Origin of the sequence: Ruminococcus albus AD2013 (assembly GCF_000526775.1) — a bacterium.
Taxonomy (GTDB): Bacteria; Bacillota; Clostridia; order Oscillospirales; family Ruminococcaceae; genus Hominimerdicola; species Hominimerdicola alba_A.
On record NZ_JAGS01000001.1, the window covers coordinates 1,706,569 to 1,732,068 of the forward strand.

The 25,500-nt window shown below is 45.8% G+C and carries 22 protein-coding genes and 1 riboswitch; of the genes, 10 read left to right on the top strand and 12 right to left on the bottom strand.

Annotation, left to right across the window (positions count from 1 at the left end; all coding sequences use genetic code 11):
- Position 1 precedes the first annotated feature (1 nt).
- The 8 genes from N773_RS0107520 to N773_RS0107555 all read left to right on the top strand — a co-directional run bounded on the left by N773_RS0107520 (position 2) and on the right by N773_RS0107555 (position 7,281).
- Positions 2 to 907, top strand: a complete 906-nt coding sequence (locus tag N773_RS0107520) for a PLP-dependent cysteine synthase family protein (protein ID WP_024857215.1) — start codon at positions 2 to 4, stop codon at positions 905 to 907.
- Between the two features lie 10 nt (positions 908 to 917).
- Positions 918 to 1,289, top strand: coding sequence for a NifB/NifX family molybdenum-iron cluster-binding protein (locus N773_RS0107525; RefSeq protein ID WP_024857216.1), 372 nt, complete (start codon positions 918 to 920; stop codon positions 1,287 to 1,289).
- Positions 1,265 to 2,146, top strand: coding sequence for a radical SAM protein (locus N773_RS0107530; RefSeq protein WP_024857217.1), 882 nt, complete (start codon positions 1,265 to 1,267; stop codon positions 2,144 to 2,146). Before N773_RS0107525 ends, N773_RS0107530 begins: the two co-directional genes overlap by 25 nt.
- A gap of 95 nt (positions 2,147 to 2,241) precedes the next feature.
- A complete protein-coding gene (gene nifH / locus N773_RS0107535; protein WP_002851636.1) occupies positions 2,242 to 3,099 on the top strand; it encodes a nitrogenase iron protein in 858 nt (285 codons plus the stop codon).
- 87 nt (positions 3,100 to 3,186) lie between these two features.
- Positions 3,187 to 4,656: a nitrogenase component 1 gene (locus tag N773_RS0107540; protein WP_024857218.1), complete on the top strand. Its 1,470-nt coding sequence runs from the start codon at positions 3,187 to 3,189 to the stop codon at positions 4,654 to 4,656.
- Between the two features lie 13 nt (positions 4,657 to 4,669).
- Entirely contained in the window at positions 4,670 to 6,010 is a 1,341-nt protein-coding gene (locus tag N773_RS0107545) for a nitrogenase component 1 (protein WP_024857219.1), read from the top strand.
- A 56-nt stretch (positions 6,011 to 6,066) separates the two neighbouring features.
- The gene (locus N773_RS0107550) at positions 6,067 to 6,399 is read left to right on the top strand and encodes a NifB/NifX family molybdenum-iron cluster-binding protein (protein WP_024857220.1); all 333 of its coding nucleotides are present in this window, start codon (positions 6,067 to 6,069) and stop codon (positions 6,397 to 6,399) included.
- A 135-nt stretch (positions 6,400 to 6,534) separates the two neighbouring features.
- On the top strand, positions 6,535 to 7,281 hold the full coding sequence (locus N773_RS0107555) for a hypothetical protein (RefSeq protein WP_024857221.1): 747 nt from the start codon (positions 6,535 to 6,537) through the stop codon (positions 7,279 to 7,281).
- Between the two features lie 73 nt (positions 7,282 to 7,354).
- Here N773_RS0107555 and N773_RS0107560 read toward each other — a convergent pair whose 3' ends face one another.
- From N773_RS0107560 to sufC, 6 genes are read right to left on the bottom strand one after another with little or no spacing between them, the layout of a single operon-like run.
- Entirely contained in the window at positions 7,355 to 7,807 is a 453-nt protein-coding gene (locus tag N773_RS0107560; RefSeq protein WP_024857222.1) for an RrF2 family transcriptional regulator, read from the bottom strand.
- 1 nt (position 7,808) lies between these two features.
- Positions 7,809 to 8,237, bottom strand: coding sequence for a Fe-S cluster assembly sulfur transfer protein SufU (sufU, locus tag N773_RS0107565; RefSeq protein ID WP_024857223.1), 429 nt, complete (start codon positions 8,235 to 8,237; stop codon positions 7,809 to 7,811).
- Positions 8,227 to 9,456: a SufS family cysteine desulfurase gene (locus tag N773_RS0107570; protein WP_024857224.1), complete on the bottom strand. Its 1,230-nt coding sequence runs from the start codon at positions 9,454 to 9,456 to the stop codon at positions 8,227 to 8,229. The genes sufU and N773_RS0107570 overlap by 11 nt, the downstream gene beginning before the upstream one ends.
- On the bottom strand, positions 9,443 to 10,264 hold the full coding sequence (locus tag N773_RS21155; RefSeq protein WP_155250867.1) for a SufB/SufD family protein: 822 nt from the start codon (positions 10,262 to 10,264) through the stop codon (positions 9,443 to 9,445). The genes N773_RS0107570 and N773_RS21155 overlap by 14 nt, the downstream gene beginning before the upstream one ends.
- A gap of 5 nt (positions 10,265 to 10,269) precedes the next feature.
- Positions 10,270 to 11,679 (bottom strand): Fe-S cluster assembly protein SufB, encoded by a 1,410-nt coding sequence (sufB, locus tag N773_RS0107580; protein WP_024857226.1) that lies wholly within the window; start codon positions 11,677 to 11,679, stop codon positions 10,270 to 10,272.
- A 4-nt stretch (positions 11,680 to 11,683) separates the two neighbouring features.
- Positions 11,684 to 12,430, bottom strand: coding sequence for a Fe-S cluster assembly ATPase SufC (sufC, locus tag N773_RS0107585; protein ID WP_024857227.1), 747 nt, complete (start codon positions 12,428 to 12,430; stop codon positions 11,684 to 11,686).
- Positions 12,431 to 12,858: 428 nt separating this feature from the next.
- Here sufC and N773_RS0107590 point away from each other — a divergent pair, with 428 nt between their 5' ends.
- Complete coding sequence (locus tag N773_RS0107590) at positions 12,859 to 14,199, top strand: MATE family efflux transporter (RefSeq protein WP_024857228.1); 1,341 nt, start codon at positions 12,859 to 12,861, stop codon at positions 14,197 to 14,199.
- A gap of 53 nt (positions 14,200 to 14,252) precedes the next feature.
- Here N773_RS0107590 and N773_RS0107595 read toward each other — a convergent pair whose 3' ends face one another.
- On the bottom strand, positions 14,253 to 17,252 hold the full coding sequence (locus N773_RS0107595; protein WP_051454268.1) for a glycoside hydrolase family 2: 3,000 nt from the start codon (positions 17,250 to 17,252) through the stop codon (positions 14,253 to 14,255).
- A gap of 189 nt (positions 17,253 to 17,441) precedes the next feature.
- Here N773_RS0107595 and N773_RS0107600 point away from each other — a divergent pair, with 189 nt between their 5' ends.
- Positions 17,442 to 18,248: an AraC family transcriptional regulator gene (locus tag N773_RS0107600; protein WP_024857230.1), complete on the top strand. Its 807-nt coding sequence runs from the start codon at positions 17,442 to 17,444 to the stop codon at positions 18,246 to 18,248.
- Positions 18,249 to 18,311: 63 nt separating this feature from the next.
- Here N773_RS0107600 and ribH read toward each other — a convergent pair whose 3' ends face one another.
- The 5 genes from ribH to N773_RS21160 form a co-directional block, all read right to left on the bottom strand.
- Complete coding sequence (ribH, locus tag N773_RS0107605; protein ID WP_024857231.1) at positions 18,312 to 18,779, bottom strand: 6,7-dimethyl-8-ribityllumazine synthase; 468 nt, start codon at positions 18,777 to 18,779, stop codon at positions 18,312 to 18,314.
- A gap of 23 nt (positions 18,780 to 18,802) precedes the next feature.
- On the bottom strand, positions 18,803 to 20,002 hold the full coding sequence (locus N773_RS0107610; RefSeq protein WP_024857232.1) for a bifunctional 3,4-dihydroxy-2-butanone-4-phosphate synthase/GTP cyclohydrolase II: 1,200 nt from the start codon (positions 20,000 to 20,002) through the stop codon (positions 18,803 to 18,805).
- An 11-nt stretch (positions 20,003 to 20,013) separates the two neighbouring features.
- Complete coding sequence (gene ribE, locus N773_RS0107615) at positions 20,014 to 20,658, bottom strand: riboflavin synthase (RefSeq protein ID WP_013498284.1); 645 nt, start codon at positions 20,656 to 20,658, stop codon at positions 20,014 to 20,016.
- Positions 20,643 to 21,752 carry a bifunctional diaminohydroxyphosphoribosylaminopyrimidine deaminase/5-amino-6-(5-phosphoribosylamino)uracil reductase RibD gene (gene ribD, locus N773_RS0107620; protein WP_024857233.1) on the bottom strand — a complete coding sequence of 370 codons (1,110 nt, stop codon included), beginning with the start codon at positions 21,750 to 21,752 and terminating at the stop codon, positions 20,643 to 20,645. Before ribD ends, ribE begins: the two co-directional genes overlap by 16 nt.
- Before the next feature lie 81 nt (positions 21,753 to 21,833).
- Positions 21,834 to 21,951, bottom strand: a riboswitch (FMN riboswitch).
- An 80-nt stretch (positions 21,952 to 22,031) separates the two neighbouring features.
- Entirely contained in the window at positions 22,032 to 25,481 is a 3,450-nt protein-coding gene (locus N773_RS21160) for an EAL domain-containing protein (RefSeq protein WP_024857234.1), read from the bottom strand.
- Positions 25,482 to 25,500 lie beyond the last annotated feature (19 nt).

The following is a 25,500-nucleotide window of genomic DNA, read 5'->3' on the forward strand; positions in this document are numbered from 1 at the left end:
TATGCTGTATGAGAATATGCATGACCTTATCGGTCACACACCACTTGTCAGGCTGAAAAATATGGGGGTCTCCCCCGATGTACATATTTATGGCAAGCTGGAAATGTATAATCCCTCGGGAAGCGTCAAAGACCGCATAGGTGAATACATGGTCAAGGCAGCCGAAAAAGAGGGTCTCTTAAAAAAGGGCGGTACGATAATTGAAGCTACCGCAGGAAACACGGGACTTGGAATTGCATTCGCAGCACTCGGAAGAGGTTACAGAGTGATCTTCACTGTCCCGACGAAATTTTCCGCTGAAAAGCAGGCGCTCATGAGGGCGCTTGGTGCGGAGGTAATAAATACTCCCCGTGCCGAGGGTATGCTGGGTGCAGTACGCAAGGCTGAAGAACTGAAAGCGCAGATACCTGATTCGATATCTCTGGGACAGTTCAAAAACCCGAACAATCCTCTGGCGCATTATGAGGGCACAGGCAAGGAGATATTCGATGACCTTAACGGTGATATCGATTATCTGGTAGCAGGTGCAGGAAGCGGCGGAACTTATTCGGGTATCGTGAGATATCTCAAAGATCACAGTAAAACAATAGGTGTCCTCGCTGATCCCGAAGGCTCGACCATAGGCGGCGGCGAACACGCCGATTATAACATAGAGGGCATCGGAAATGATTTTATCCCCGAAACGATGGATATAAGCCTTGTGGATAAGGTCATAAAGATCAATGATGAGGAAGCTTTTTCAACAGTACGCGATCTCGCAAGGAAAGAAGGCATAATCGCCGGTTCGTCTTCGGGCGCGGCTGTGGCAGCAGCTTTAAAGCTGGCTAAAACAATAGATAAGGGAAATATCGTAGTCGTTCTCCCTGACAGAGGCGACAGATATTTCAGTACAGGATTATTCGGATAGCGGTGAGTTAATGGTATATAAAATTGCATTTGCCAGCTCCGACGGAGTTAGGGTAGACAGTCATTTCGGTTCGGCTGAACGATTCTATATCGTCACACTTGATACCGAGAAAGAAGAATATGACATAACAGGTCAGACAGAAGTTCGTCCCCCGTGCAACGGCGGATGGCACGAAGTTTCAAAGTTCGGCGCAGTGCTTGAACAGCTTGGTGATGTATCAGCGATAGTTGCGCAAAGGATTGGTCCCGGGGCAAAGAAGTATATTCAAGAAAACGGAAAGACTGTTTATCAGATACCGCTAGATATCGAGCAGGCTATATGTCTGCTGATGGAAGAAAAACAATGGGAGGTGGACAAATGGCGATCTCATACGAAGAACTGACTACAAAGCATCCCTGCTTTGCCAGAGGCGAGAAAAACGGGTCGGGACGAATACATCTTCCCATAAGCCCGAGCTGCAATATCGAATGTCGGTTCTGCGAACGCAGTTTCAACAATTACGAGATCCGACCCGGTGTCAGCAGGACAGTTATAACCCCGGAGGAAGCATTAGATGCTATCAGAAGGGCACTTGAGGTCTGTCCCGATATACACGTTGCGGGAATAGCAGGACCGGGAGATACACTTGCAAGTCCATATGCACTGGAGACTTTCAAGCTGATAAAGGAGGAATATCCCGAGCTTGTGAAATGCATGAGCACAAACGGACTTCTGCTTGCTGAAAAAGCACAGGAGATACTCGATGTGGGGATAGATTCCCTTACGGTCACGGTTAATGCAGTTGATCCCGAGATAGAAGCAAAGCTCAATGATGGTATCATCTGGCACGGCAAGCATTATACAGGTGTAGAAGCTGCAAATATACTTATCGAGCAGCAGCTGAAAGGTATAAAGATACTCAGTGATGCAGGTATGACGCTTAAAGTCAACACGGTATTCGTTCCCGAGATAAACGGCGACCATATCGAAGAAGTCGCAAGAACAGTTGCCGAAGCGGGCGCTACGATATACAATATCATACCGCTGATACCAAATCACAAACTGAAAGACTGCCGCGAACCCGATTGCGTGGAACTTGAAAGAGTGATACTGAAAGCATCGAAATATATCGATGTATTCAGACACTGCCAGAGATGCCGCGCAGATGCGGTCGGTATCCCCGGCGGCAAGGATTACGGCGAAGAGATATATCAGAACTTGCAGAGATTGACAAGAAAAGATACATTCTCACACGGTTAAAATACCATATGAAATATATGATCGTATTTCAAAATACCATATACGGTATTTAATATAAAAGATATTAATTAAGATTTGAAATGAGGTAAAGTAAAATGGCTAAAGAATTAAGACAGATCGCAATATACGGTAAAGGTGGTATCGGTAAGTCCACTACAACACAGAACCTTACCGCAGGACTTGTAGAACGCGGCAACAACGTAATGGTAGTAGGCTGCGACCCTAAGGCTGACTCCACCAGACTTCTGCTGGGCGGTCTGCATCAGAAGACCGTTCTGGATACACTGAGAGATCAGGGTGAGGACGAGATCGAGCTGGACGCTATCCTGAAGGAAGGCTTCATGGGCACAAAGTGCGTTGAATCAGGCGGACCTGAGCCCGGCGTAGGCTGCGCAGGACGCGGTATCATCACATCTATCGGTCTGCTGGAAAGACTGGGTGCATATACCGAAGATCTGGATTATGTATTCTATGATGTACTTGGTGACGTTGTCTGCGGAGGTTTCGCAATGCCTATACGTGAAGGTAAGGCTAAGGAGATATACATCGTCGCTTCGGGCGAAATGATGGCTCTGTATGCGGCAAACAATATCTCAAAGGGTATCGCCAGATATGCAAGACAGGGCGGTGTTCGTCTGGGCGGTATCATCTGCAACTCCAGAAACGTTGACCGTGAGGCTGAACTGGTAAGAGCATTCGCTAAGGAACTGGGTACACAGATGATCCACTTTGTTCCCCGTGATAACGATGTACAGCGTGCAGAGATCCGCAAGAAGACAGTTATCCAGCACTTCCCCGAATCCAAGCAGGCTGACGAATACAGAGCACTTGCCGAGAAGATCGAGCAGAACGATATGTTCGTAATACCCAAGCCCATGACTCAGGAAAGACTTGAAGAGATCCTTGTTGAGTATGGTCTGATGGACGATCTGAAGGACGATTACAAGATCTGATACGGTCTGAATATATTGACATACTTTTTCGGAAGCTGAATCTTATATGGGATCGGGTATGACCCGTTCAGAATAGGAGTTTTGATAATGAGTAAAGTTAATTTGAATATACCTGAGGTCGAGATACGTGAGATACGTCTCAACTCGATCACAGGATTTCAGGGTACTGCAAAGGAGCTTGTAGATGCCTGCTCTGCCTGCGGCGGAAAAATGAAGGACAAGAACCGTTCTTTCAGCCAGTGCCTCGGCTGCGGTACTTCCAATGCTGCCTGTACCCTGACACTTATACAGGACGCTGCTATAATCTCCCACGGCCCTGTCGGATGTTCGACCTGTCTGCATGAGTTTGCTTTCACCTACCGCGTAAACGCATATCTCAGACAGCTTGACCACCCCACACAGAGAAAGATATACTCCACCAACTTAGAGGAAAAGGATACCATCTACGGCGGAAGCAAGAAGCTTGAAGCTGCTATCCGTGAGGTACATAAACGCGCTAAGCCCAGTGCGATATTCGTTATAACCACCTGCGCGGCAGGTATCATCGGTGATGACGTTGAGAGCGTTACCAATGCGGCTCAGAAAGAACTTGGTATACCCGTAGTTGCAGTATTCTGCGAAGGCTTCCGTTCAAAGATGTGGACATCGGGCTTCGATGCGGGATACCATGGTATCGCAAGAAAGATAATCAAGCCTGCAAGACAGAAGAGAAATATCATCAATGTTATCAACTTCTGGGGCAGTGATATTTTCCGTGAATGGTTCGCAGAGTTCGGTTATGAGCCAAACTATATCACTCCCTTTGCAACTGTTGACAGCCTGAGCTATTCAAGTGAAGCTGCACTTACTATACAGGCTTGTTCCACACTTGGTTCATATCTCGGCGCAGCACTGGAACAGCAGTTCGGAGTACCCGAGATACGCAATTCTCCCCCTTACGGTATCGCACAGACCGACCGCTGGTTCAGAGAACTGGGTCAGATAATCGGCAAGGAAAAGGAAGTTGAAGAATTCCTCGCACGCAAGAAGAAAGAATATTTGCCCAAGATCGAAGCTCTGCGAGAGAAGCTGAAGGGCAAGACCGCTTACGTTACGGCAGGTGCTTCCCACGGACATTCTCTGCTGGCTCTGCTGAAAGAACTGGGCATGGAGCCTCAGGGCGCTGCGATATTCCACCACGATCCTCAGTACGATAACGAGGACGAGCGTGCTGATACCCTAAGACATACCGTATCGGATTACGGCGATGTTCCCAACTACAACGTCTGCAACAAGCAGGAGTTTGAACTTGTTAACGTACTCAACCGCATCAAGCCCGATATACTTCTGGCACGTCACGGCGGCATGACTCTCTGGGGCGCAAAGCTTGGCATACCTTCACTGCTGGTGGGCGATGAGCATTTCGGCATGGGCTATGAGGGTCTGGTAAACTACGGCGAGCGCATACTCGAAACTATCGAGAACGATGAGTTCGTAAAGAATCTGGCTAAGCACTCAGCTAACCCTTATACAAAGTGGTGGCTGGATCAGGAGCCCTACACATTCTTGGGAAAGTAAAGGAGAAATAAATATGGCAGGACTTATTGAACAGGAGCGCTACACCTGTGCCATAGGCGCATTGCAGACTGTAGTAGCTATCCCCCGCGCTGTACCGATACTTCACTCGGGTCCCGGCTGCGGAGTTATGATAAAGGGCTTTTTTGAACGTTCGTCAGGTTACGCAGGCGGTGAAACTGCACCCTGCACGAATTTCAGCGAGAAAGAAGTTGTATTCGGCGGAACCGACAGACTCCGCAATATTATAAAGAACACCTACAAGGTTCTGGATACAGATCTGCAGGTTGTCGTTACAGGATGTACCGCAGGTATCGTTGGTGATGACGTTGCAAGTGTTACAGATGAGTTCCTTTTTGAAGAAGACAGACCCATCGTTCATGTTGAAACTTCGGGCTTCAAATCCAACAACTATGTATCACATTCGGCTGTGGTAAATGCTATCATCGACCAGTACGTAAGCCGTTTTGAGGAAGAAAATCCCTTCCGCTCGGAGAAAAATCTGGTAAATGTTATAGCTTCCATACCCTATCAGGATCAGTTCTGGAAGGGCAACCTGAAAGAGTACAAGAGACTGCTTGAAGGTCTGGGTCTGAAAGTAAATATCCTTTTCGGACCTCACTCGGGTGGCGTAAAGGAATGGCAGACTATACCCAAGGCGAACTTCAATGTGTTCGTATCTCCCTGGTACGGTGAGCCCATCGTAAAAAATCTCCAGCGCAGATACGGTCAGCCTTATTTCAAGTTCGGCTACCTGCCTGTCGGTGCAAACGAGACTACAAAGTTCCTGAACGGCGTGGTAGATTTTGCACTTGAACAGGGTGCGGAGATCGATGAAAAGAAGGCAAGAAAGTTCATCGAAGAAGAGGAAAAAGCTTACTATGAGGAGCTTGACAACCTTGCAACTTTCCTGCTGGAATTCCGTTACGGTCTTCCCAGCTATGTACATATCCTCCACGATGCCGGATATGTTGTTGGTCTGACAAAGTTCCTGCTTCACGAAACAGGACTTGTTCCAAAGGAGCAGTTCATAGTTGATAATGTTCCGAAGAAGTATCAGGAACAGATCGAAGCAGACATCAAGGCTACATCTGACAAGCGTGAGATCCCTGTATATTTCGACCCCGATGCAGGTGCTATGCAGGACGTTATCAGAGGTCTTGAACACAAGGGCAGAGGTCTTATCCTCGGCAGCGGCTGGGATAAGGAACTTGCAGCCGAGATCAATGCAGACTTTCTCTCCATCGCTTGTCCTACACCTTACCGCATAGTTATGACAACGAATTATGTTGGTTATACAGGCGGACTCAGAGTTATAGAGGATATCTACAACACTGCGTTGGCAACATATAAATAATAACAGATATCTCCTGTCAGACGGCAGGAGATATTTTTAAAAGTGAGGTACATAAAATGTCAAAAATAGCTGTAGCAACATCCGATGGTTTTACAGTAAACGAACACTTCGGTCATGCAAATTTCTTTAGAGTATATGAGCTGAATGAAACAGGTCATAAATTTCTTGATGTACGCGATGCATTAGCTGCCTGTCAGCATTCACTCGGTCATGATACTACACGTTTCGATAAAATTATCGAACTGCTTTCGGACTGCGATGCTTTGCTGGTGCAGAAAATCGGCGAAGGTGCAGCAGCGTATCTGATATCGAAAAACGTCCGCGTGTTTGAGGTAAGCGGACAGATAGATGCAGTGCTTGATAAGTTCGTTGAAGATAAGATAATATAGATGCAAAATCCCCTGTCAGATGACGGGGGATTTTTTACAGCAGATATAATATAAAGTTAACTGTTGACATTATCAATATTTAGCAGTATAATATTAATCACAGACAGATCAAAAAATATAAAGGAGACGGACACCATGAAAGCAAGATCAAAGAAAAAATTTTTAATCATTTTTATTGTACTGGCACTGCTTTTAATTACAGCAGTCTGGTATTTTCAGTTCACAAAGATCGGCTATATCCAAAGTATCCCATTCAGACCGGAATTTCAGGAAATAGAGAATAATGTATATCTCAACAAGGATAATTCACTGACCCCCGACGAGATCCTTGAAGTGACCTCAGAAGCAAAAGCACGTGTAAAAAACTTTTACGGGGATATGCAATGTCTTGATAACACAATGGTCGTCATCTGCGATGACAAGAAGATATCTGATAAGATAGGTGAAAAAGACACAACAACGTTTCCATTCCCTACCAAGAAAGATTATATCTGTTTATCGAATGAGTATTTCAATGTTGATGTAGTTGCACATGAATTTACTCATGCTGAACTGCACTCATATATTTCATCTGACACTCAGCGAAATCTGCCGGTATGGTTCGATGAAGGACTTGCAACACAGAATGATTACCGCGAAAAATATAGCTATGAGAACTGGGTCAAAAGGACTGACAACGGTAAAAAAGCTACTCCTTTGAAAGATATGGATTCATTCTCCGAGTTCCAATCTAAAGATGAAGACGAGCGTCAATTTCACTATTTATGCGCAAAGCATGAGATCAAAGAATGGCTTGACAAACATTCTATACAGGAACTGATGGAACTGGTCAAGGCTGTGAATGACGGCGAAGATTTCTATGTTTTATATAGCCAGCCCTGATATTTCATGACAAATAATAATACCCCCGAAGCGCAGATCTGTCCGCTTCGGGGGTATTCATTTAAAAGTATTATCAGATATAGTACATATAATTCTTCTTTTCGGTAGTTTCGTTCTGACACTCTTTGATAAGATCGGCAAGGGACATCTGCTCGGTAAAACGACGCATATAGTTGTTTATATTTCCCCAGAGACAACTGTTTACGGAAGCCCTGATATTGTTGTTATCCTGGTCGTCTTCTGCCTCGTAGGTATCTGCAAGGATATTGTTATCGAGGGCATTGAGTATCTCGGAGAGGAATATTTTATCCGCAGGACGGGTGAGGACATATCCGCCGTGAGAACCTTTCTGACCCTTTACAAAACCGCCCTGACGAAGTCCCAATACTATCTGTTCAAGATATTTCTGGGAAATATTCTGTCTTTCAGCTATCTCCGCAGAGGATACGGTATTGCCTTTTTCGGAATTCACTGCGATATCCGCAAGCGCTACGATACCAAGTTCGACTCTTGTTGAGATCTTCATATCAACTGTCACCTCCATTCAAAAGTTTTTCCATAGTATTCCAGCTGAGCATTGCACATTTCACCCTTGCGGGCATTTTTGAAACGTTCTGCAATGCTCCTGCTTCTTCCAGTTCTTCAAGTTCTTCGTCGGTTATTATTCCCTCGATCATCTTATGGAAAAGTGAAGCATAGTACCTTGCTTCATCGGGAGTTTTTCCGATTATCAGCTCCAGCATTATATCTGCCGATGCCTGGGATATCGCACAGCCTAGACCCGTAAAGGAACCATCCGTGATAACACCGTCATGTATATCAAGATGCAGTTCGATATCATCACCGCAGGTAGGGTTCAGACCCTTACACACATGGGTCGCATCGGGCAGGTCGTGCCTGTGTAGCGGATGCAGATTGTGGTCGGCAAGTACCTCGCCGTAAAAATTATCTGTCATATCCCATTCTCCTTCTTATTGTTTTAAGTGTTTCGATAAAACGCTTTATGTCTTCTTCGTCATTATAAAATGCAAGGCTCATTCTCGTAGTTGACTGCACACTCAGATGCTGATGCAGTGGCTGAGCGCAGTGATGTCCCGCACGTATCGCTATATTGTCTGCATCGAATATCGCTGCGATATCGTGGGGGTGAACACCCTCGATGGTAAATGTCAGTATACCATGGTGATCTTCTGCTTTTTCTGAACCTATGATATTCACGTAAGGTATCTTTTTCATCTCGTTGAAAGCAAGTTCTGTGAGTTCGTTCTCGCGCTTCTCGATAGCTTCAAAACCGATATCATTGATATAATCGATAGCCGCCGCAAGACCAACTGCACCGCCGACATTTACAGTACCTGCCTCGAACTTGTGGGGAAGTTCGGCATAAGTCGCACCCTCGCGGGTAACGTACTCTATCATCTCACCGCCCGACAGGAATGGGGGCATTTTTTCAAGAAGTTCTTCTCTTCCGTAAAGTACACCGATACCCATTGGTGCCAGCATTTTGTGTCCCGAAAATGCAAGAAAGTCAACGTCAAGATCATTGACATCGACAGGGATATGGGGCACGCTCTGTGCTCCGTCACATACGATCAGTGTACCATTTTCATGACAGATCTTTGCAAATTCTTTTATCGGATTTACCCTGCCGAATACATTGGATATCTGCGCTATTGCAAATATCTTTGTACGGGATGTCAGGGCTTTTTTCAGATCATCTGCCGTGTATTTGCCGAATTTATCACAATCGAGATATTTAAGGGTCGCGCCCTTTTCTTTTGCAAGCAGCTGCCAAGGAAGAAGATCGGAGTGATGCTCGGATATCGCCACAAGTATCTCATCACCGCTGGTGATATTTTCTCTGCCCCAGCTGTACGCGATAAGGTTCAGGCTCTCGCTGGCATTTCTGGTAAAAATTATCTCCTTGGTACTGTTGGCACCGATGAATTCTCGTACCTTTTCACGGGAATTTTCATATGCATCTGTCGCCTTTACGCTGAGATCGTAAAGTCCTCTCAGGGGATTGGCATTTTCCTCACGATAGTATTCCTCAACACGTTCAAGCACCTGTCGGGGCTTCTGCTGAGTTGCGGAATTATCGAGATAGACCAGATCTTTATACTTTTCAAAAACAGGAAAATCTGCCTTTGAAAATAGTTTATCACTCACTGTCATCACCTCTTCCGAGACGCGAATAAATTCTGGAAAGCGTCTCCTTGTCATCTATCCTGCTGATGACCTTTGCAAGCTTTGCCTGAGCCGCAAGGTCATAGATCTTTTCTTCGTCAATACCTCTGGACTGCATATAGAAGAACTGTTTTTCGTCGATACGTCCCACAGATGCACCGTGATTTCCTTCAACATTTTCCTCGGCACAAAGTATCAGCGGAACTGTTTTGTTGACGGCGGTATCGCTCATAAGGAGAACTTCTTCCTTTTCTGCGCCCTTTGCACCGTCAGAACCGTTTTTGAAATCGATGGTTCCCTTGAAAGTCTTTTCCGCATCGCCGCCCAGAACACCGCTTGCGTTTATGCGGGATATCGTCTTTCTGCCGTGATGATCGGCTACAAGATTTATGTCAAGTTTGTCACCGCTGTCAAGCTTGAATCCGATATCAGCTTCAAATGATGCTTTTCTGCCTTTAAGATCGGTGATTATCTCGTTTACGACCTCTCCGCCGAGGAACAGCTCGACCAGTTCCAGTGATGCATTCTCACCAAGTTCAGCCGTAACTTTCGACTTTGCCTGACCCTTTACATCAAACACCTGAACCAGCTTTATCTTTGAACCGTTTTCAGCACTGATACGGATATCGGTTGAACCCTCACGGTCAATATATACTACTTCCGATTTGGTTTCATTTTCGGAAACCGATATCTCGCTTGATCCGGTTTGAAATTCTTTTATATCGTGTTTATAATCATTGACCCCGAGCCATCTGAATGTGGGCACGGGCAGAATATTAATTTTTGTATCGCTCATATTATTCACCCTATGCCTCCCTGCATTTCAAGACCGATGAGATTGTTCATCTCAACTGCGTATTCCAGAGGGAGCTCCTTAGAAACGTTATCTGCAAAACCGCGGACTATCATTGCCCTCGCCTGTTCTTCGCTAAGACCTCTTGACATCAGATAGAAAACTGTTTCATCACTGATGCGTCCTATCTTAGCTTCATGTCCGACATCACACTGTTTTGTGCGTATATCCATAACAGGAACCGTATCCGAACGAGATATGCTGTCGAGCATAAGGGACTCACAGTTCACCGAACTCTTGCTGCCCTTAGCGTTTTCCTTAACGACAACAGCGCTCCTGAAAGTGCTTATGCCGCCGCTCTTCGAGATGGATTTTGTGTTCATATACGAAGAAGTCTCGGGAGCATTATGAACCATTTTTGCACCTGTATCAAGGTTCTGACCTTCACCTGCAAAGGTTATGCCTGTGAACTCAGCGCTAGCTCCCCTGCCGTTCAATACACTCATAGGATAGAGATAAGATACGTGAGAACCGAAGCTTCCCGATACCCACTCTATGGTTCCGTTTTCTTCTACAAGAGCTCTCTTTGTGTTGAGATTGTACATATTCTTCGACCAGTTCTCTATGGTAGAATATCTCAGTTTTGCGCCCTTGCCGACATAGAGCTCAACACAGCCTGCGTGAAGCGATGCTTCGTAATATTTCGGTGCTGAACATCCCTCGATAAAGTGCAGATAGCTGTTCTCTTCAAGGATTATCAGGGTATGCTCGAACTGTCCCGCGCCCTTTGCGTTGAGTCTGAAATAGCTTTGCAGAGGGATATCAAGATGTACATTTTTTGGTACATATACGAATGATCCGCCCGACCATACCGCACCGTGAAGTGCCGCAAATTTGTGATCTGTCGGAGGTACAAGCTTCATGAAATGGGACTTTATGATCTCAGCATACTTGGGGTCATGCATAGCACTTTCAAGGTCGGTATAAACAACGCCTGACTGCGCTACCTCCTTACGGACATTGTGATATACAAGTTCGCTGTCATACTGCGCACCCACACCTGCCAGCGATTCACGCTCTGCCTGGGGGATACCCAGCTTTTCAAAGGTTTCCTTGATATCCTCGGGAACGTCCTCCCAGTCAGTCTTCATACGGTTTTTCTGACGGATATATGCAACGATACTGTCAACATTCAGCCCTGATATATCGGGACCCCAGTCCACCATAGGTGTACGGTCATATATTTCAAGAGATTTAAGACGGAATTCCCGCATCCATTCGGGATCATTCTTTTCATCGGATATCGCTTTGATTATTTCGGGCGCGATGCCGCTTTCAAGATATTCGCTCTCATCTTCCTCATATCGGAAATCATATCGCGAACGGTCGATATCGACTACCTGTGTTTTTTCCTTCATAATATCACTCCCTGCCCGCGAACTGCTCAAAGCCGTTTTCGATGACCTCATTTACAAGCTCTGCGCCGCCTTCCGAAACTATCTTACCTGCTGAAAGGATATGTGTCTTATCAACGGTCAGCGCTTCAAGTATCTTCGTGTTATGTGTAATAACTATCAGCGCACCGTTTGTACGCTTTTTATATTCTTCAATGCCTTTGGATACTGTCTTGACCGCGTCAACATCAAGACCCGAATCCGTTTCATCGAGTATCGCAAGCTTAGGTTCCAGTATCAGCAGCTGGAGTATCTCAGCCTTTTTCTTTTCACCGCCTGAAAATCCCACATTCAGGTCACGGTCTGCATATGAGCTGTCCATATCAAGAAGCTCCATTGCAGCTGCCAGCTTTTTCTTGAAATCCCAGAGCTTCAGATGCTTGCCTGTTACCTGTTCAAGAGCGTTGCGCAGAAAATCCGAAAGTGTGATACCGGGTATCTCGATGGGATTCTGGAACGAGAGGAATATACCCAGCCTTGCACGCTTGTCCGCACCCAGTGCAGTGATATCCTCGCCGTTAAATATCAGCTTTCCGCCTGTAACTTTATATTCGGGGCTGCCCATTATCACCGAGCCGAGAGTTGATTTGCCTGCACCGTTATGACCCATCACAACGTGAGTTTCACCCTCCGATACTTCAAGCGATACACCGTGAAGCAGTTCCTTATCCTCAGCCGCAGCCGAGAGATCTTCTATCCTGAGTAATTCTGACATACTTATCTTTCCTTTCTGGTATGAGGAAATATTTTATTCCTATAATTTTGCTATGATTTATTATACATTGTAATCTCTAGTTTGTCAATAGGAATTATATATTTTCATCTAATGTTTACTTTTCATATATAGTTAGTCGGAAATTGTTGTGCATTATCACCAGACATGAAAATAAAAATGGTTATTCAGCTGACATACCCTGCTTATGGGCTGTAACAACAGTTGGCAGTATTCTTTCACTTTACTGCTAACCCAAAGTATTGCATCGGTTGCATTTTTTCAAAAATATTACTCTGACGTAACATGATCGATCTCAAAAGCAGAAGCTGTCTGCCATAATAATTATAAGAATATTCACATTATCTCAGATGACTTTTGACCTGATCAGCATTATAATAGGAGTATTATTTTTATAATGGAGGTATACGATGTCAAGCAGCAGGATAATGACAGAGGGCAGCGAAGCAAAATGTATAATCAGCTTTACGCTTCCCCTTTTAGCGGGAAACCTTTTGCAGCAGACCTACAATTTTGTTGATACAATGATAGTCGGTAAATATCTTGGCGATGATTCTCTTGCGGCTGTGGGTGCTACGGGTTCGATAACATACCTGTTTTACACACTGTGCATAGGGCTTTCGATAGGTGCAGGAGTACTGATATCACAGTATTTCGGTGCGGGTCGCCCCGATAAAGTCCGTGCGGCGGTGGTCAACTCGGCGGTGATAACACTGATATTCGCCATAGCGGCAACTATCCCCTCTGTACTGTTCGCAAGGCAGATCCTGACTTTTCTGGGAGTCAAAGCTAACCTCCTCGGACGCGCGGCAACATATATGCAGATAGCCTGCGCAGGTACGATATGTGTAGCCGCCTACAACTGGATAAACTCCGTCATGAGAGCGCTTGGTGACTCGAAAACTCCGCTGATATTTCTGATAGTATCAACGATACTTAATGTCATACTTGATCTGCTGTTTGTGATCAGTTTCAAGATGGGAGTCGGCGGTGCGGCATTTGCAACTGTTCTGGCTCAGGGAATTTCAGCGGCAAGCTGTATAATCTACTGCTTTAAGACAAATGCAGATATCCGCCCGAAAGAAGGAGAACTGAAGATCGATCCTAAACTCATCCAAAAATGTGTAACCACAGGCATTCCGATAGCTGCACAGAATGGTCTGATATCGCTTTCTATGGTAGCTTTGCAAAGCGTTACAAACAGATTTGATGAGAACATAATGACTGCATATACCGCCACAATGAGGATAGAACAGCTTGTTCATCAGCCATATTTCAGTATGAGTGCGGCAGTGACTGCTTTCACAGGACAGAATATCGGCGCAGGCAAGCAGGAACGTGCGGTCAAAGGATACAGAGCTTCAATGAAGATAGGCGCGGTATTTGCGGCAGTCATGTTCATTCTGTTTGCATTTTTCGGCAGGAATGTTATCGGTATCTTCGTCAACGGAAGCCGTACAAAAGAAATCGGCGCACTGGCACTTATCATCACAGGAAGCTGCTATATCCCTCTCGGGGCTATACATATCACAAGGGGATTTTTAAACGGCGCGGGCGATACAGGCTATTCGCTGGTCAACGGTATCACCGAAGTAGTTTGCAGGATACTTTTCTCGCTTGTACTTACAAGGATACCTTTCATAAGCTGGCGCGGTATCTGGATAACCACTGCCATAACATGGGCAATTACAGGTGCAGTCAGCATATTGAGATACAAAAGCGGAAAATGGAAACTTAAAGCCGTTAAATAAATTACAAAGCGACGACATCACGTTTGTGTGATGCCGTCGCTGATTTATTTCTGTCAATTTGGTACTATTTTTATCCTACCGCTTATCTTCGGGAGCGGGAGCCTGTACTTATCAGCAAGCTGTGGTCCGCAGGCCGCCGAGCCTACACCTGCCATCGCAAGATCTGCGCATATTACATTGTGTTCGCACTTTACAAGTTCAAAGTTGTGTCGCTTTTCAGCAAGTTCTTCCTGAGTATATTCCGAAGTGCTGAAAGAAAAGCCATCGGGGTTTGAAAATGCGAGGGTATCATTCCCGTTTGTCACCGACATTCTCGTACAGCCCCAGTGAGAACCGTTCTCCTGAGGTCTGATGTAGTCCTCATGCATATCGGCTATCTTTGCGCTGAAATTGCCCACATAGGATCCTTGATGCTTATCGCTATAGCTTTCATTTTCGCCGTAACCGTAATACTCGATAGTGTCAAAAGATTTCTCAACAAACAGCCTGAGACCAAATCTTGGCAGGAACTCGACCTTGTTTGAGAACTCCGAATCGCATTTGATATCCAGTTCTCCGCCACTTCCGATACGGTATTCGGCTGTCATTTTCGCAAATGGCTGATATATGCTCCAGCCGAAGGACTGCTTCACACGAATGACTGCACAGCCGTCTTCCGCTGATATACTCGTTTCATATACTTTTGTGATGTAGTCGTTCAGATGCGCCGAGTACCAGTCATTCTTCATCGTGTCGTTGTCAACAGGGGCGCGGAAGAAGTTGTACTCCATGGGTTTTGCAAGCAGATCTCTGCCGTTCTTGGAAATAGCATCAAACTGTGCTGTCCGCCTGTTGAAGACATATCTTATTTCACCTGCTGTTATCTCATATCTGAGGGGTGTTTCGGTAAATTCGGGAGCTTTACCTGCGAAGATAACAGTCTTTTTTTTCGCTGTGAATATCTTTATCTGATCGAAGCAGACTTCCTCGCCATCGGCAAACACGCTGTATCCGTTCTTTGCTGTGAAAATAAAACGGATATATGCATCATTCTCAAAAGTCTGTTCTGCTTCGGGGATAGTTATTTCCGCACAGCCCATAGGTTCAGCTGAAAAATCAAAACTTCCCGATGCCGCCTTTCCTCCATCATAGGTTATTTCCCAGTTGCAGGTGAGATATTCACCCGCATCAATAAAACGCAGGAGATTTTTTACTGCAAATCTGTCGGCGGATATGCGAGTTACGCGAACAGGACGATATACCTGCTTCACCTCGGCAAGACCTGTGTGAGGTTTTCTGTCGGGATAGCAGAGAGCGTCCATGCAGAAATTTCCATCATCGTGACGTTCACCGCTGTCACCGCCATAGCCGTATTTCGGCTTGCCATCTGCGGTATATCCAAAGATCACCGCATGGTCAGCCCACTCCCAGACTAGTCCGCCCATAAGCCTGTCGCTTTCCATAAATAGCTCATGGTATGTTTCAAGGTCGCCGGGGCCATTGCCCATGGCATGACAATATTCGCACAGTATAAAGGGACGTTTTTCGTCCTCTCTTTCAAGGAACTTGCGAATATCATCGGGTGAAGTGTACATCTCCGAAACCATATCAAGAACATCATCTGATGTTTCATCAAGCTTATGGGTGCTCTCATAATGTACGGGACGAGTGCTGTCCAGCGACTTTATCAGCTTTGCGGCTTCACGCAGGTTTTCACCGTAACCCGATTCATTTCCAAGTGACCATATCACCACGCAGGGATGGTTCACATCACGGCTGACGAGAAGACGCTCACGATCAAGTATAGCCTCTCGGAAAAGAGGGTCTTTTGCAATAAGTGCGATACCGTTATATGCGTTCTCCGCTGACCATTTAAGATCATTGTAAACATTCACACAGCCGTGAGTTTCAAGGTCGGCTTCGTCTATAACATACAGCCCCAGTTCGTCGCACATGGCATAGAATTCGGGGGCATTCGGATAGTGAGAAGTACGCACAGCGTTTATGTTATTTCGCTTCATAAGTGTAAGGTCACGAAGCATTTTCTCTCGGTCAGCGTAGTAGCCTGTGTCGGGGTAGCTGTCATGACGGTTCACACCCAACAGTATGATATGCTTGCCGTTCAGTTTGAAAATTCCGTCCGTGATCTCGACTTTTCTGAATCCGACTTTCTCGCCGATCAGTTCGCTCTCCGTTTCGATCTCCAAACTGTACAGATAAGGACTTTCAGCTGACCACAGCTTTACATCTGTGACCTCACATTCAAAAGGCTTATCCTCAGATACATCACCCTCACAGATAAGGGTCTTTCCGTCATACAGGCGTATTTTTGCCGATGAACCCTCTACCGAAACACGAAATTCACCCTTTGTAAAGGTGCTGTCGGGTTCGGCTGTGATACGGAAATTTAGCAGACGCTTTTCGGGACGCGAAAGCATATAAACATCACGGAATATACCCGAAAGCCTGAACTTATCCTGATCTTCAAGATATGTTCCGTCACACCATTTAAGTACAGCAACGGTCAGACGGTTAGTGCCCTCATGGAGAAGATCGGTGATATCAAACTCGGAGGTATGATGCGATACCTGTGAATATCCCGCGAAAACTCCGTTAACATAAAGATACAGACAGCTGTCAACACCCTCAAGACAGAGTATTCGCCGCAGGCCGTCGGGAGTATAATTATATTCTCTGCCGTAAACGCCCACAGGGATATCATCGGGAACATAAGGAGGCTCGTAGGGTATCGGATAGTTTATATTGGTATACTGTGCCTTATCATATCCGTTCAACTGCCAGTTTGATGGCACAGGAATACTTTTGCACTTTTGCATATCCGTGAAATCATCGGGTATATCGATAATGCTATCGTAATAAGAAAAGTCCCATTCTCCGTTCAGAAGTTCATAATACTGCGAGTTCCCACGCGCGGCAAAAGCGTCCTGATCTTTCCCGAATGGTATAAAATATGCATGATCGGGCAGTGTACCGATATGGAGCATACGCGGGTCTTCGTGGTATATCATCTCTGATTTTGGTGAACCTTTTTTTGCAATACTGGAAATATCCATAGTTTCTCCTTTATAATGTTATGGTAAATTATATAACGATTTTCTCATAAGCCAACCACTATAACTAATATTGTGATATAGTCGGAAATAAATCTGTTACTATATATTATACCCATATTGACAAAGATGTCAATAAATGATAGTATATTATCATAACAATAGTACCATCTTTTTTGAGGAGGATCGAAAATGTATTTCAATGATTATCCCATCAAAAACAAGGAGCTTGGTCTGCCCATATTCATTGACAATATCGGCAAGCACACCTGTCAGCCGCACACTGCCAGAAGCGGAGGTTTCCCACACCCGCAGATACTCTACTGCACAAAGGGGAGCGGAATTCTCAGCATTGACGGAAATATCACTGAAATACCCCCGCATACCGCGATATTCCTGCCTGCGGGATATCCTCACGAATACTATCCCACTTCCGATGACTGGGACATTCACTGGGTCGTGCCCGACGGATATGCCTGTGATTATCTGCTGAAGTACATCGGAATGGAAAAGCCAACAGTCTTTGAGATAAAAGATCTGGCTTTGCTGGAACATTTCTTCTCACGAATGCACGAATCAATACTCGGTGACAGCATAAACGGCAACCTCAGAGCATCGGGATATTTGTATAATTTTCTCATCGAACTTTATCAGCAGAAAAACTCGGGAAGAGTTGTGAAAACCTCCAACCGCGCTATCGTCACGGCTATCGACCACATAAATAACAGCTATATGAACAAGATCACTATGGAAGAACTGTGCACTGTGACGGGTCTTTCAAAGCAGCAGCTTTGCAGGCTGTTCAAGCGTCATCTCGGATGCCGCCCAATGGAATATATCGCCAAGCGGCGTATTCAGACCGCCAAGGAACTGCTTTCAACAACGGATATGTCCGTTGAAGCTATATCCGAAAAAGTAGGATTTTGCAGCGGAAGCTACTTCACAAAACTGTTCAGCCGCTACGAGGGCATGACACCCACACAGTTCAGGATAATATAAATGTACAAAAAAACGGATAGCCACCGATATTAACGGTCTATCCGTTCTTCATGTTATAGTTTATCAGCCTTCGATAGCCTTGATAAGGTTTATCATCTCGATAGCACCCTCAGCACACTCGCTGCCCTTGTTGCCTGCCTTTGAGCCTGCACGCTCGATAGCCTGCTCGATATTCTCGGTGGTGATAACACCGAACATAACAGGTATTCCGCTTTCAAGTGAAGTCTGTGCGATGCCCTTTGCAGCTTCGTTGCAAACCAGATCATAGTGAGAAGTGCTGCCCCTGATTATCGCGCCAAGGCAGATAACTGCGTCATACTTGCCTGACTTTGCCATCTTCTTTGCGATAAGCGGTATCTCGAAAGCACCGGGTACCCATGCAGTGTCGATAGCGTCCTCGGATATACCGTGACGTACAAGAGTATCAACAGCGCCGCCCAGCAGTTTCGATGTGATGAATTCATTGAAACGTGCAACTACGATACCAACTCGCACGTTCTCGGGGATAAGTTTTCCTTCAAAAGTGTTCATAATAACAGCTCCTTATAAATTTATCAGTAGTCAAGAATATGACCCATTTTATCACGTTTTGTCTTTAAGTAGAACAGATCGTATGCGGTGGCAGACATCTGGATCGGCACACGTTCCTTTATCTCAATGCCAAAACCGCTCAGACCGTATATCTTATCGGGGTTATTGGTGAGAAGTCTGAGAGTCTTACAGCCCAGATCACGGAGTATCTGTGCGCCGATGTAGTATTCTCTCATATCTCCGGGGAAGCCAAGTGCTAAGTTAGCTTCAAGGGTATCCATACCTTTGTCCTGAAGTTCATAGGCACGCAGTTTGTTTATAAGACCTATACCTCTGCCCTCCTGACGCATATAAAGCAGTATACCCCTGCCCTCATTCTCTATCTCGGTCATAGCCGCCGCAAACTGCTGTCCGCAGTCGCATTTCAGCGAACCGAAAGCATCACCTGTCAGGCACTCGGAATGTACACGGCAGAGTATATCCTCACCATTTCCGATATCACCCTTAACAAGTGCCACGTGATGCTCGCCATTCAGCTTGTTGATAAAGCCTATTGCACGGAAATTGCCGTACTTGGTGGGCAGCTTGGTATCAGCCACACGCTCCACAAGCTTATCGTGTACCTTGCGGTACTCTTTCAGCTGTGCGATCGTTATGAACTTCATGCCCCATTCCTTAGCCTTTTCCTGAAGTTCCTCTGTACGCATCATGGTGCCGTCATCGCGCATTATCTCACAGCAGAGACCGCATTCTTCCAAACCTGCCAGTCTCATCAGATCAACGGTAGCCTCGGTATGTCCCTCACGTTCAAGAACGCCGTTTTTCTTGGCTGTCAGCGGGAACATATGACCGGGTCTACGGAAGTCCTCGGGCTTAGAGCTGGGGTCTGCAAGGGCTCTTGCCGTATATCCCCTTTCCTCCGCAGATATGCCTGTAGTCGTATCCACATGGTCTATCGACACAGTAAATGCTGTCGAATGATTATCGGTATTGTAATCCACCATCTGGGGCAGATGCAGCCTGTGACAGATAGCTTCGCTGACGGGCATACATATCAGACCCTTAGCGTGTGCAGCCATGAAGTTCACATTCTCGGTGGTCGCGAACTGTGCCGCGCATATCATATCGCCCTCGTTCTCTCTGTCCTCATCATCGGTCACAAGTATGACCTCTCCGTTTCGCAGAGCTTCCAGTGCTTCTTCAATAGTATTATATTCAAACATATACCCACTCCTCAGATAAATCCGTTCTTCATAAGCTGCTCCATGGTAACGCCGCTTTTTTTCGGCTCGGCAGGTCGCAGCAGCTTTTCCACGTATTTTCCTATGATATCCGTTTCGATATTTATTATATCCCCTACTTTTTTATACGGCAGTATGGTCTGCTCGGCAGTATGAGGTATCACGGATACAGTAAAGTCCGTATCTGTCACCGCAGCCACGGTAAGACTTATGCCGTCCAATGTTACAGAGCCTTTTTCGACTATATACCTCAGCAGTTTTTCGTCCGCCGATATGGTATACCTAACAGCGATTCCGTCCTGCTTAATATTGCTGACAGTGCCCGTACCATCGATATGACCCGAAACTATATGCCCGCCGAAACGGCCTTCCGCCGACATCGCCCTTTCAAGATCCACCTTGCTTCCCTGTTTCAGTGTTCCCAGCGAAGATCGGCTAAGGGTCTCGTTCATAACATCAGCCCTGAATATCTTGCCGTCGTGCTCGGTAACCGTAAGGCACACGCCGTTTACTGCGATACTGTCACCGACTTTAGTCCCCTCAAGGACTTTCTCAGCGGCTATGCGTATAAAAGATGCATTTCCGTTTCGGCAGACCTCGCATACAGTGCCTGTTTCCTCTATCAGTCCCGTGAACATTTCTTCACCCGTCCTTCTATAAGTATATCGCCGTCAAGTTCGGTTATCCTGCGGTCTTCCAGCATGAAAGCTTCATCGGGCACAGCCACGCCCTGTCCGCCGACAGGAGTTTTCGCGGTACTTCCGCCGAATATCTTAGGTGCAACATAAGCCATCACCTTATCGACTATCCCGCTTTCCAACGCAGACCAGCCCAACGTTCCGCCGCCCTCGATAAGCACACTGTCTACCTTTTCTTTTCCGAGATATGCCATAAGTGCCGCAAGATCGGTACTTCCATTTTTATCAGGCATACTCAGCACCTTACAGCCGCATTTCTCATACTCACCGATACGGCCGCTGTCCGCATCACCGCAGACTATCAGTGTCGGAACTTTATCCGATGTACGCACGATATTGCTGTCAAGAGGTGTGCGCAGATGAGTATCACATATTATCCTCAAAGGATCTCTGCCGTTCTCGATGCGGCAGGTTAGCATTGGGTCATCAGCCAGCACCGTACCAACGCCCACCATTATCGCCGCATGATGCAGTCTTTCACGGTGTACGTGATTTCGTGCCGTCTCACCTGTTATCCACTGAGATTTGCCTGTATAGCAGGCGATCTTACCGTCAAGGGTCATGGCATATTTCAGGGTAACAAACGGAAGACCTGTCGTGATAAACTTGAAGAATATCTCATTCAGGCGGTCGCATTCATCTTTCAGCACGCCCTCGGTGACTTCTATCCCATGCTCCCGAAGTATAGCTGTTCCCTTACCCGCAACAAGAGGATTAGGGTCGGAAGAACCTACAAACACGCGTTTTATGCCGTGTTCGATCACCGCATCGGTGCATGGCGGCTGCTTTCCGTGATGACAGCAGGGCTCCAGGGTGACATACATATCAGCTCCTCGGCAATCTATGCCCTTTGCGTCACATTCCGCAAAAGCACTGCGTTCGGCATGGAGGTCGCCGTACCTTTTATGATATCCCGAAGCGATGATCTCACCGTCACGCACTATGACAGCTCCCACCATCGGATTAGGCGAAACATGACCCATACCGCATTCAGCCAGAGCAAGAGCCTTGCGCATATAATCTTCATGCTCCATGATGACACTCCCTCTCGTAAAAATACAAAAAGCCCCCGTACATACGGGGGCAGGAAATCCGATTTACCGTAAAAACGGCGCAGTCATCTTCTTTCATCCGGACTATACCGTCGGCTCCGGGATCACACCGGATCAGCCGCATTGCGGCTCGCAGGCTATAACTGCCGGTCAGGAATCTCACCCTGCCCCGAAGACATCTAAATTATATCACAGCACAACACTGTTGTCAATAGGCAGAATGACATTTCTGCCATAAAAATCATATATGTTTTTCAGAACTCAGGTTTTCCTCCAGTTCATAAAATCCTCGTATACAAGAGGTTTTGAATAATAATAACCCTGAAAGCTGTCAACATCATACTGCCTGAGTATATCGCCCATGCCGGCTGTTTCTATGCCCTCGACACAGACTTTGGCTCCGCAGGTGTTCGCAACCATAACAAAAGTCTTTATCAGCTCTCGTTCCTTGATATCCTCTTCTATCCTGCTGACAAGGCTCCTGTCGATCTTTATCGTATCGAAAGGAAGTTCCTTGACTATGCCGATAGATGAAAAACCTGTACCGAAATCATCGAGAGCCACCTTAACTCCCCTGCTTCTCAGACTGCATAAAGTATTCTCGAGCATATCGATATCGAGAAGTCTGCATCTTTCTGTCACTTCAAGGCAGAGATGTTCAGGCGGATAATCTGTTTTATCAAGAATATCCATCACCATATCCACAAAATCAGCCTTCTCTATCTGAGAATAGGACAGATTGACATTGACTGTAAAGTCAGGATAGTTTTCCAGCATCTTCTTCGCATCTCTTACTGCAGTCGTAAGTATCCATTCGCCCAGCGAAGGGAAAATAGGATCCTGTTCCAGCAGAGGTATAAAGTGATCGGGAGGTACAATACCGTACTCTTCGCTTTTCCACCTTAACAGTGCCTCAGCGCCTTTCAGCTTTTCGGTCTTAGCATCCACAAAGGGCTGATACATAAGATAGAAGCCGTCAAATCCTCGTGTTATCGAAGCCCTGATCGCCTGGAATTTCTCTATCCTCTGGATCTTACCGCTGCCAAGGTCGTTGTTGAATACAACTGCATCTCCATGCTTTTTGATTTTGGATTCATTATACGCAAAGGACAGACAGGTCATTATCGTCTGCGAATCCACATTGAAATTATCAACATTGATAAGTCCCACATTGAGTTCAAGCATTATCTTTTTGTCGTCTATGACAATACCTTCCCTGAAACGCCCACGCAGCTCATTATATTTCCGTATAAAACGTTCGGCAGAATCAATATCCGTACTGAGTATGGCAAACTTTGTTCCGTCCAGTCTGTAAACCCAGCCGTAGTTACCGATATGCTCAAACAGGAAACGACCGACCTTCTGGAGTACAAGATTACCGAAATGATAACCGTAGATCTCGTTGACCTCAGAAAACTTTGCTATGCCCAGCAATGCTATGCGCATTTTATTGTTTTTGACGATATTTGACTGCACCTCATCAAAGAACCCGTACTGATTGCTGAGCCCCGTAAGGCTGTCAATGTTGCTTTGCACTCCGTGATCTCTGATAGTCCCGGCAAAATATTCAGGCTCACCGTTTTCGTCATTGACAACGATACCCCGACAGGTACATACGTTGTATTCTCCGTTTATCCGCCTTGCCCTGTACTGCATATCATGGCCTTTGCTGATACCGGCAAAGATATCCGCCAGCCCGTTGTGATAAGCTTCCCTGTCTTCTTCATGGATATGCTCTTCCCAGATAGCTCCTGCACCGTACATATATTCCGACGGCAGACCATAGGAATCCACTGCAGCTTTTGACCATCTGGAATAGTCATACTTCATATCACATATGTAGATATACATACCGTCCGCAGGGATACAGTTCATCTCGAATATACTGTCCAGAAGTCTCTTTCGTTCCGCAGGGATAAGCTTTTTCGTTTCTTCGTTCTTCTGGATCTCAACGACAGGTCTTCCTTCTTTCAGCCCGAGTTTGTCCTGATACATATCCTCGTCAGCTCGTTTGAAAACATCAGAGAACCTCTTATCGTTCAGCTTGTCATATACACCTATACCTACAGCAAGGATAGGTCCGTCATTATTCCTTAAGTTTTTAAGCGAAAGTTTACGCAGTGTTTCAACAAGAGATTCACGCTTCTCATAATCCGAACCTGCAAGCACGGCAGCAAATTCATCGCCGCCTATCCTGAAAACAGGGCTGTGCGCAAAAAGTCCGCATATGATCCTGCATGAAGACTTTATATATTCATCTCCCGCCTTGTGACCGTTATGGTCATTTATTGTTTTAAGGTCGTTGATATCACAGATAACGACAGCAAAAGGAGAATGTCCTGTGCCGCTGTCCATGCTTTTCTGGATAGATGCCTCAAATTCACGGAAAGCGATCACATTCCTGGTTTCGGTAAGGCCGTCGCGTCTTGCAAGTTCGTTGGCTCTGTTGAGAGCTTCGATATGCTCCTGTTCTTTCTTGACCTCTTCATCTATATTTTCAAAACCGACTATAAAATGCGTCTTGTCGCCCGAACGCATTATAGTCAGTCTGTTATTTGATATCCCGCCATTCGTCTTGAACCTGAAATCCGCACTGTACTGCCTGGTGTTATCAAGTGAAGTTATAACATAGTCCTTATCACACAAAGCAAGTATCCTGTCTCTGTCTTTTGGGTGTACCTGTTTGTTTATGACCATTGCCGCGGCAGCAAAAAAATCCTTGCCATCCAGTTTCAGAGACTTATCGACAGCAGACTGATAGGAGGAATATCTGGAATATTCGCCGGTGCTGCAATCGATATAGTATATGATATCATAACGTAACGCCAGTGAGTCAGCAATACGACCGTAAGCAGTCTTCTCCTTCATCGTCTCTTCCAGGAGCTTTTTTGCCTTTACTTCCTCATTTATGTTCTCAAGACCAACGAGGATATGCTTTTTATCGCTCGACCATATCTGCAAACAGCGGCAGTGCATCACAGAGCCGCCCATCATGAGCCTGTATGTCAGACTGAATGACTTTACTTTGTTCAGATTTTCAAGGATCCTCTGTTTTTCAAACTGAGGTATCACCCTCTCCTGATCTTCGGGATGAACATATTTCTTCAAATTCTTATTGCTCTCGCTGAAGAAATCATCACCTCTCGCAGGAACATTGAGTCTCCTGAACGCATCCGTAGAGGAATACTCAAAGTAACCGTCATTTTCCATATCAACATAGTAAAGCGTATCATAATGCGCAGCAAGGCTGCCTGCGATCTGATTATAGATCTCAAGCTCATGCTCATTCTGTTCTGCCTTATGGCGTTCTCTTACTTCTTTATCAACATTTCTGATACCAAGGACGAAATTATTATCATCTTCACCAATGCCTCTTATCAAACTTAGGGCATGGTAAACAGGTTCACCGCTGAGGATCACACGGTACTCTATCCTCCACTCATCACCTTTCTCAAGATGGGAAAGCAGATTTTCTTTCCTGATGTCCTGAAGGAATATGTGTCTGTCATCTTCATATATAACACGTCCGATATCTTTTTCCATATCAGCAAAAAAGTCCTTGCCGACCTTTACAAGTTTAAGCGACCTTGATCCGGCATCAGCAGAATACCACCAATACTCGTTTGTAGCTGAATTGATGTAATATATACCTGTAAATTCGACCAGCAGTGCTTCTGCGATCTTTATGAAAACGGGATCGTTGTATAACATAATTAATACCTCCTGCAAA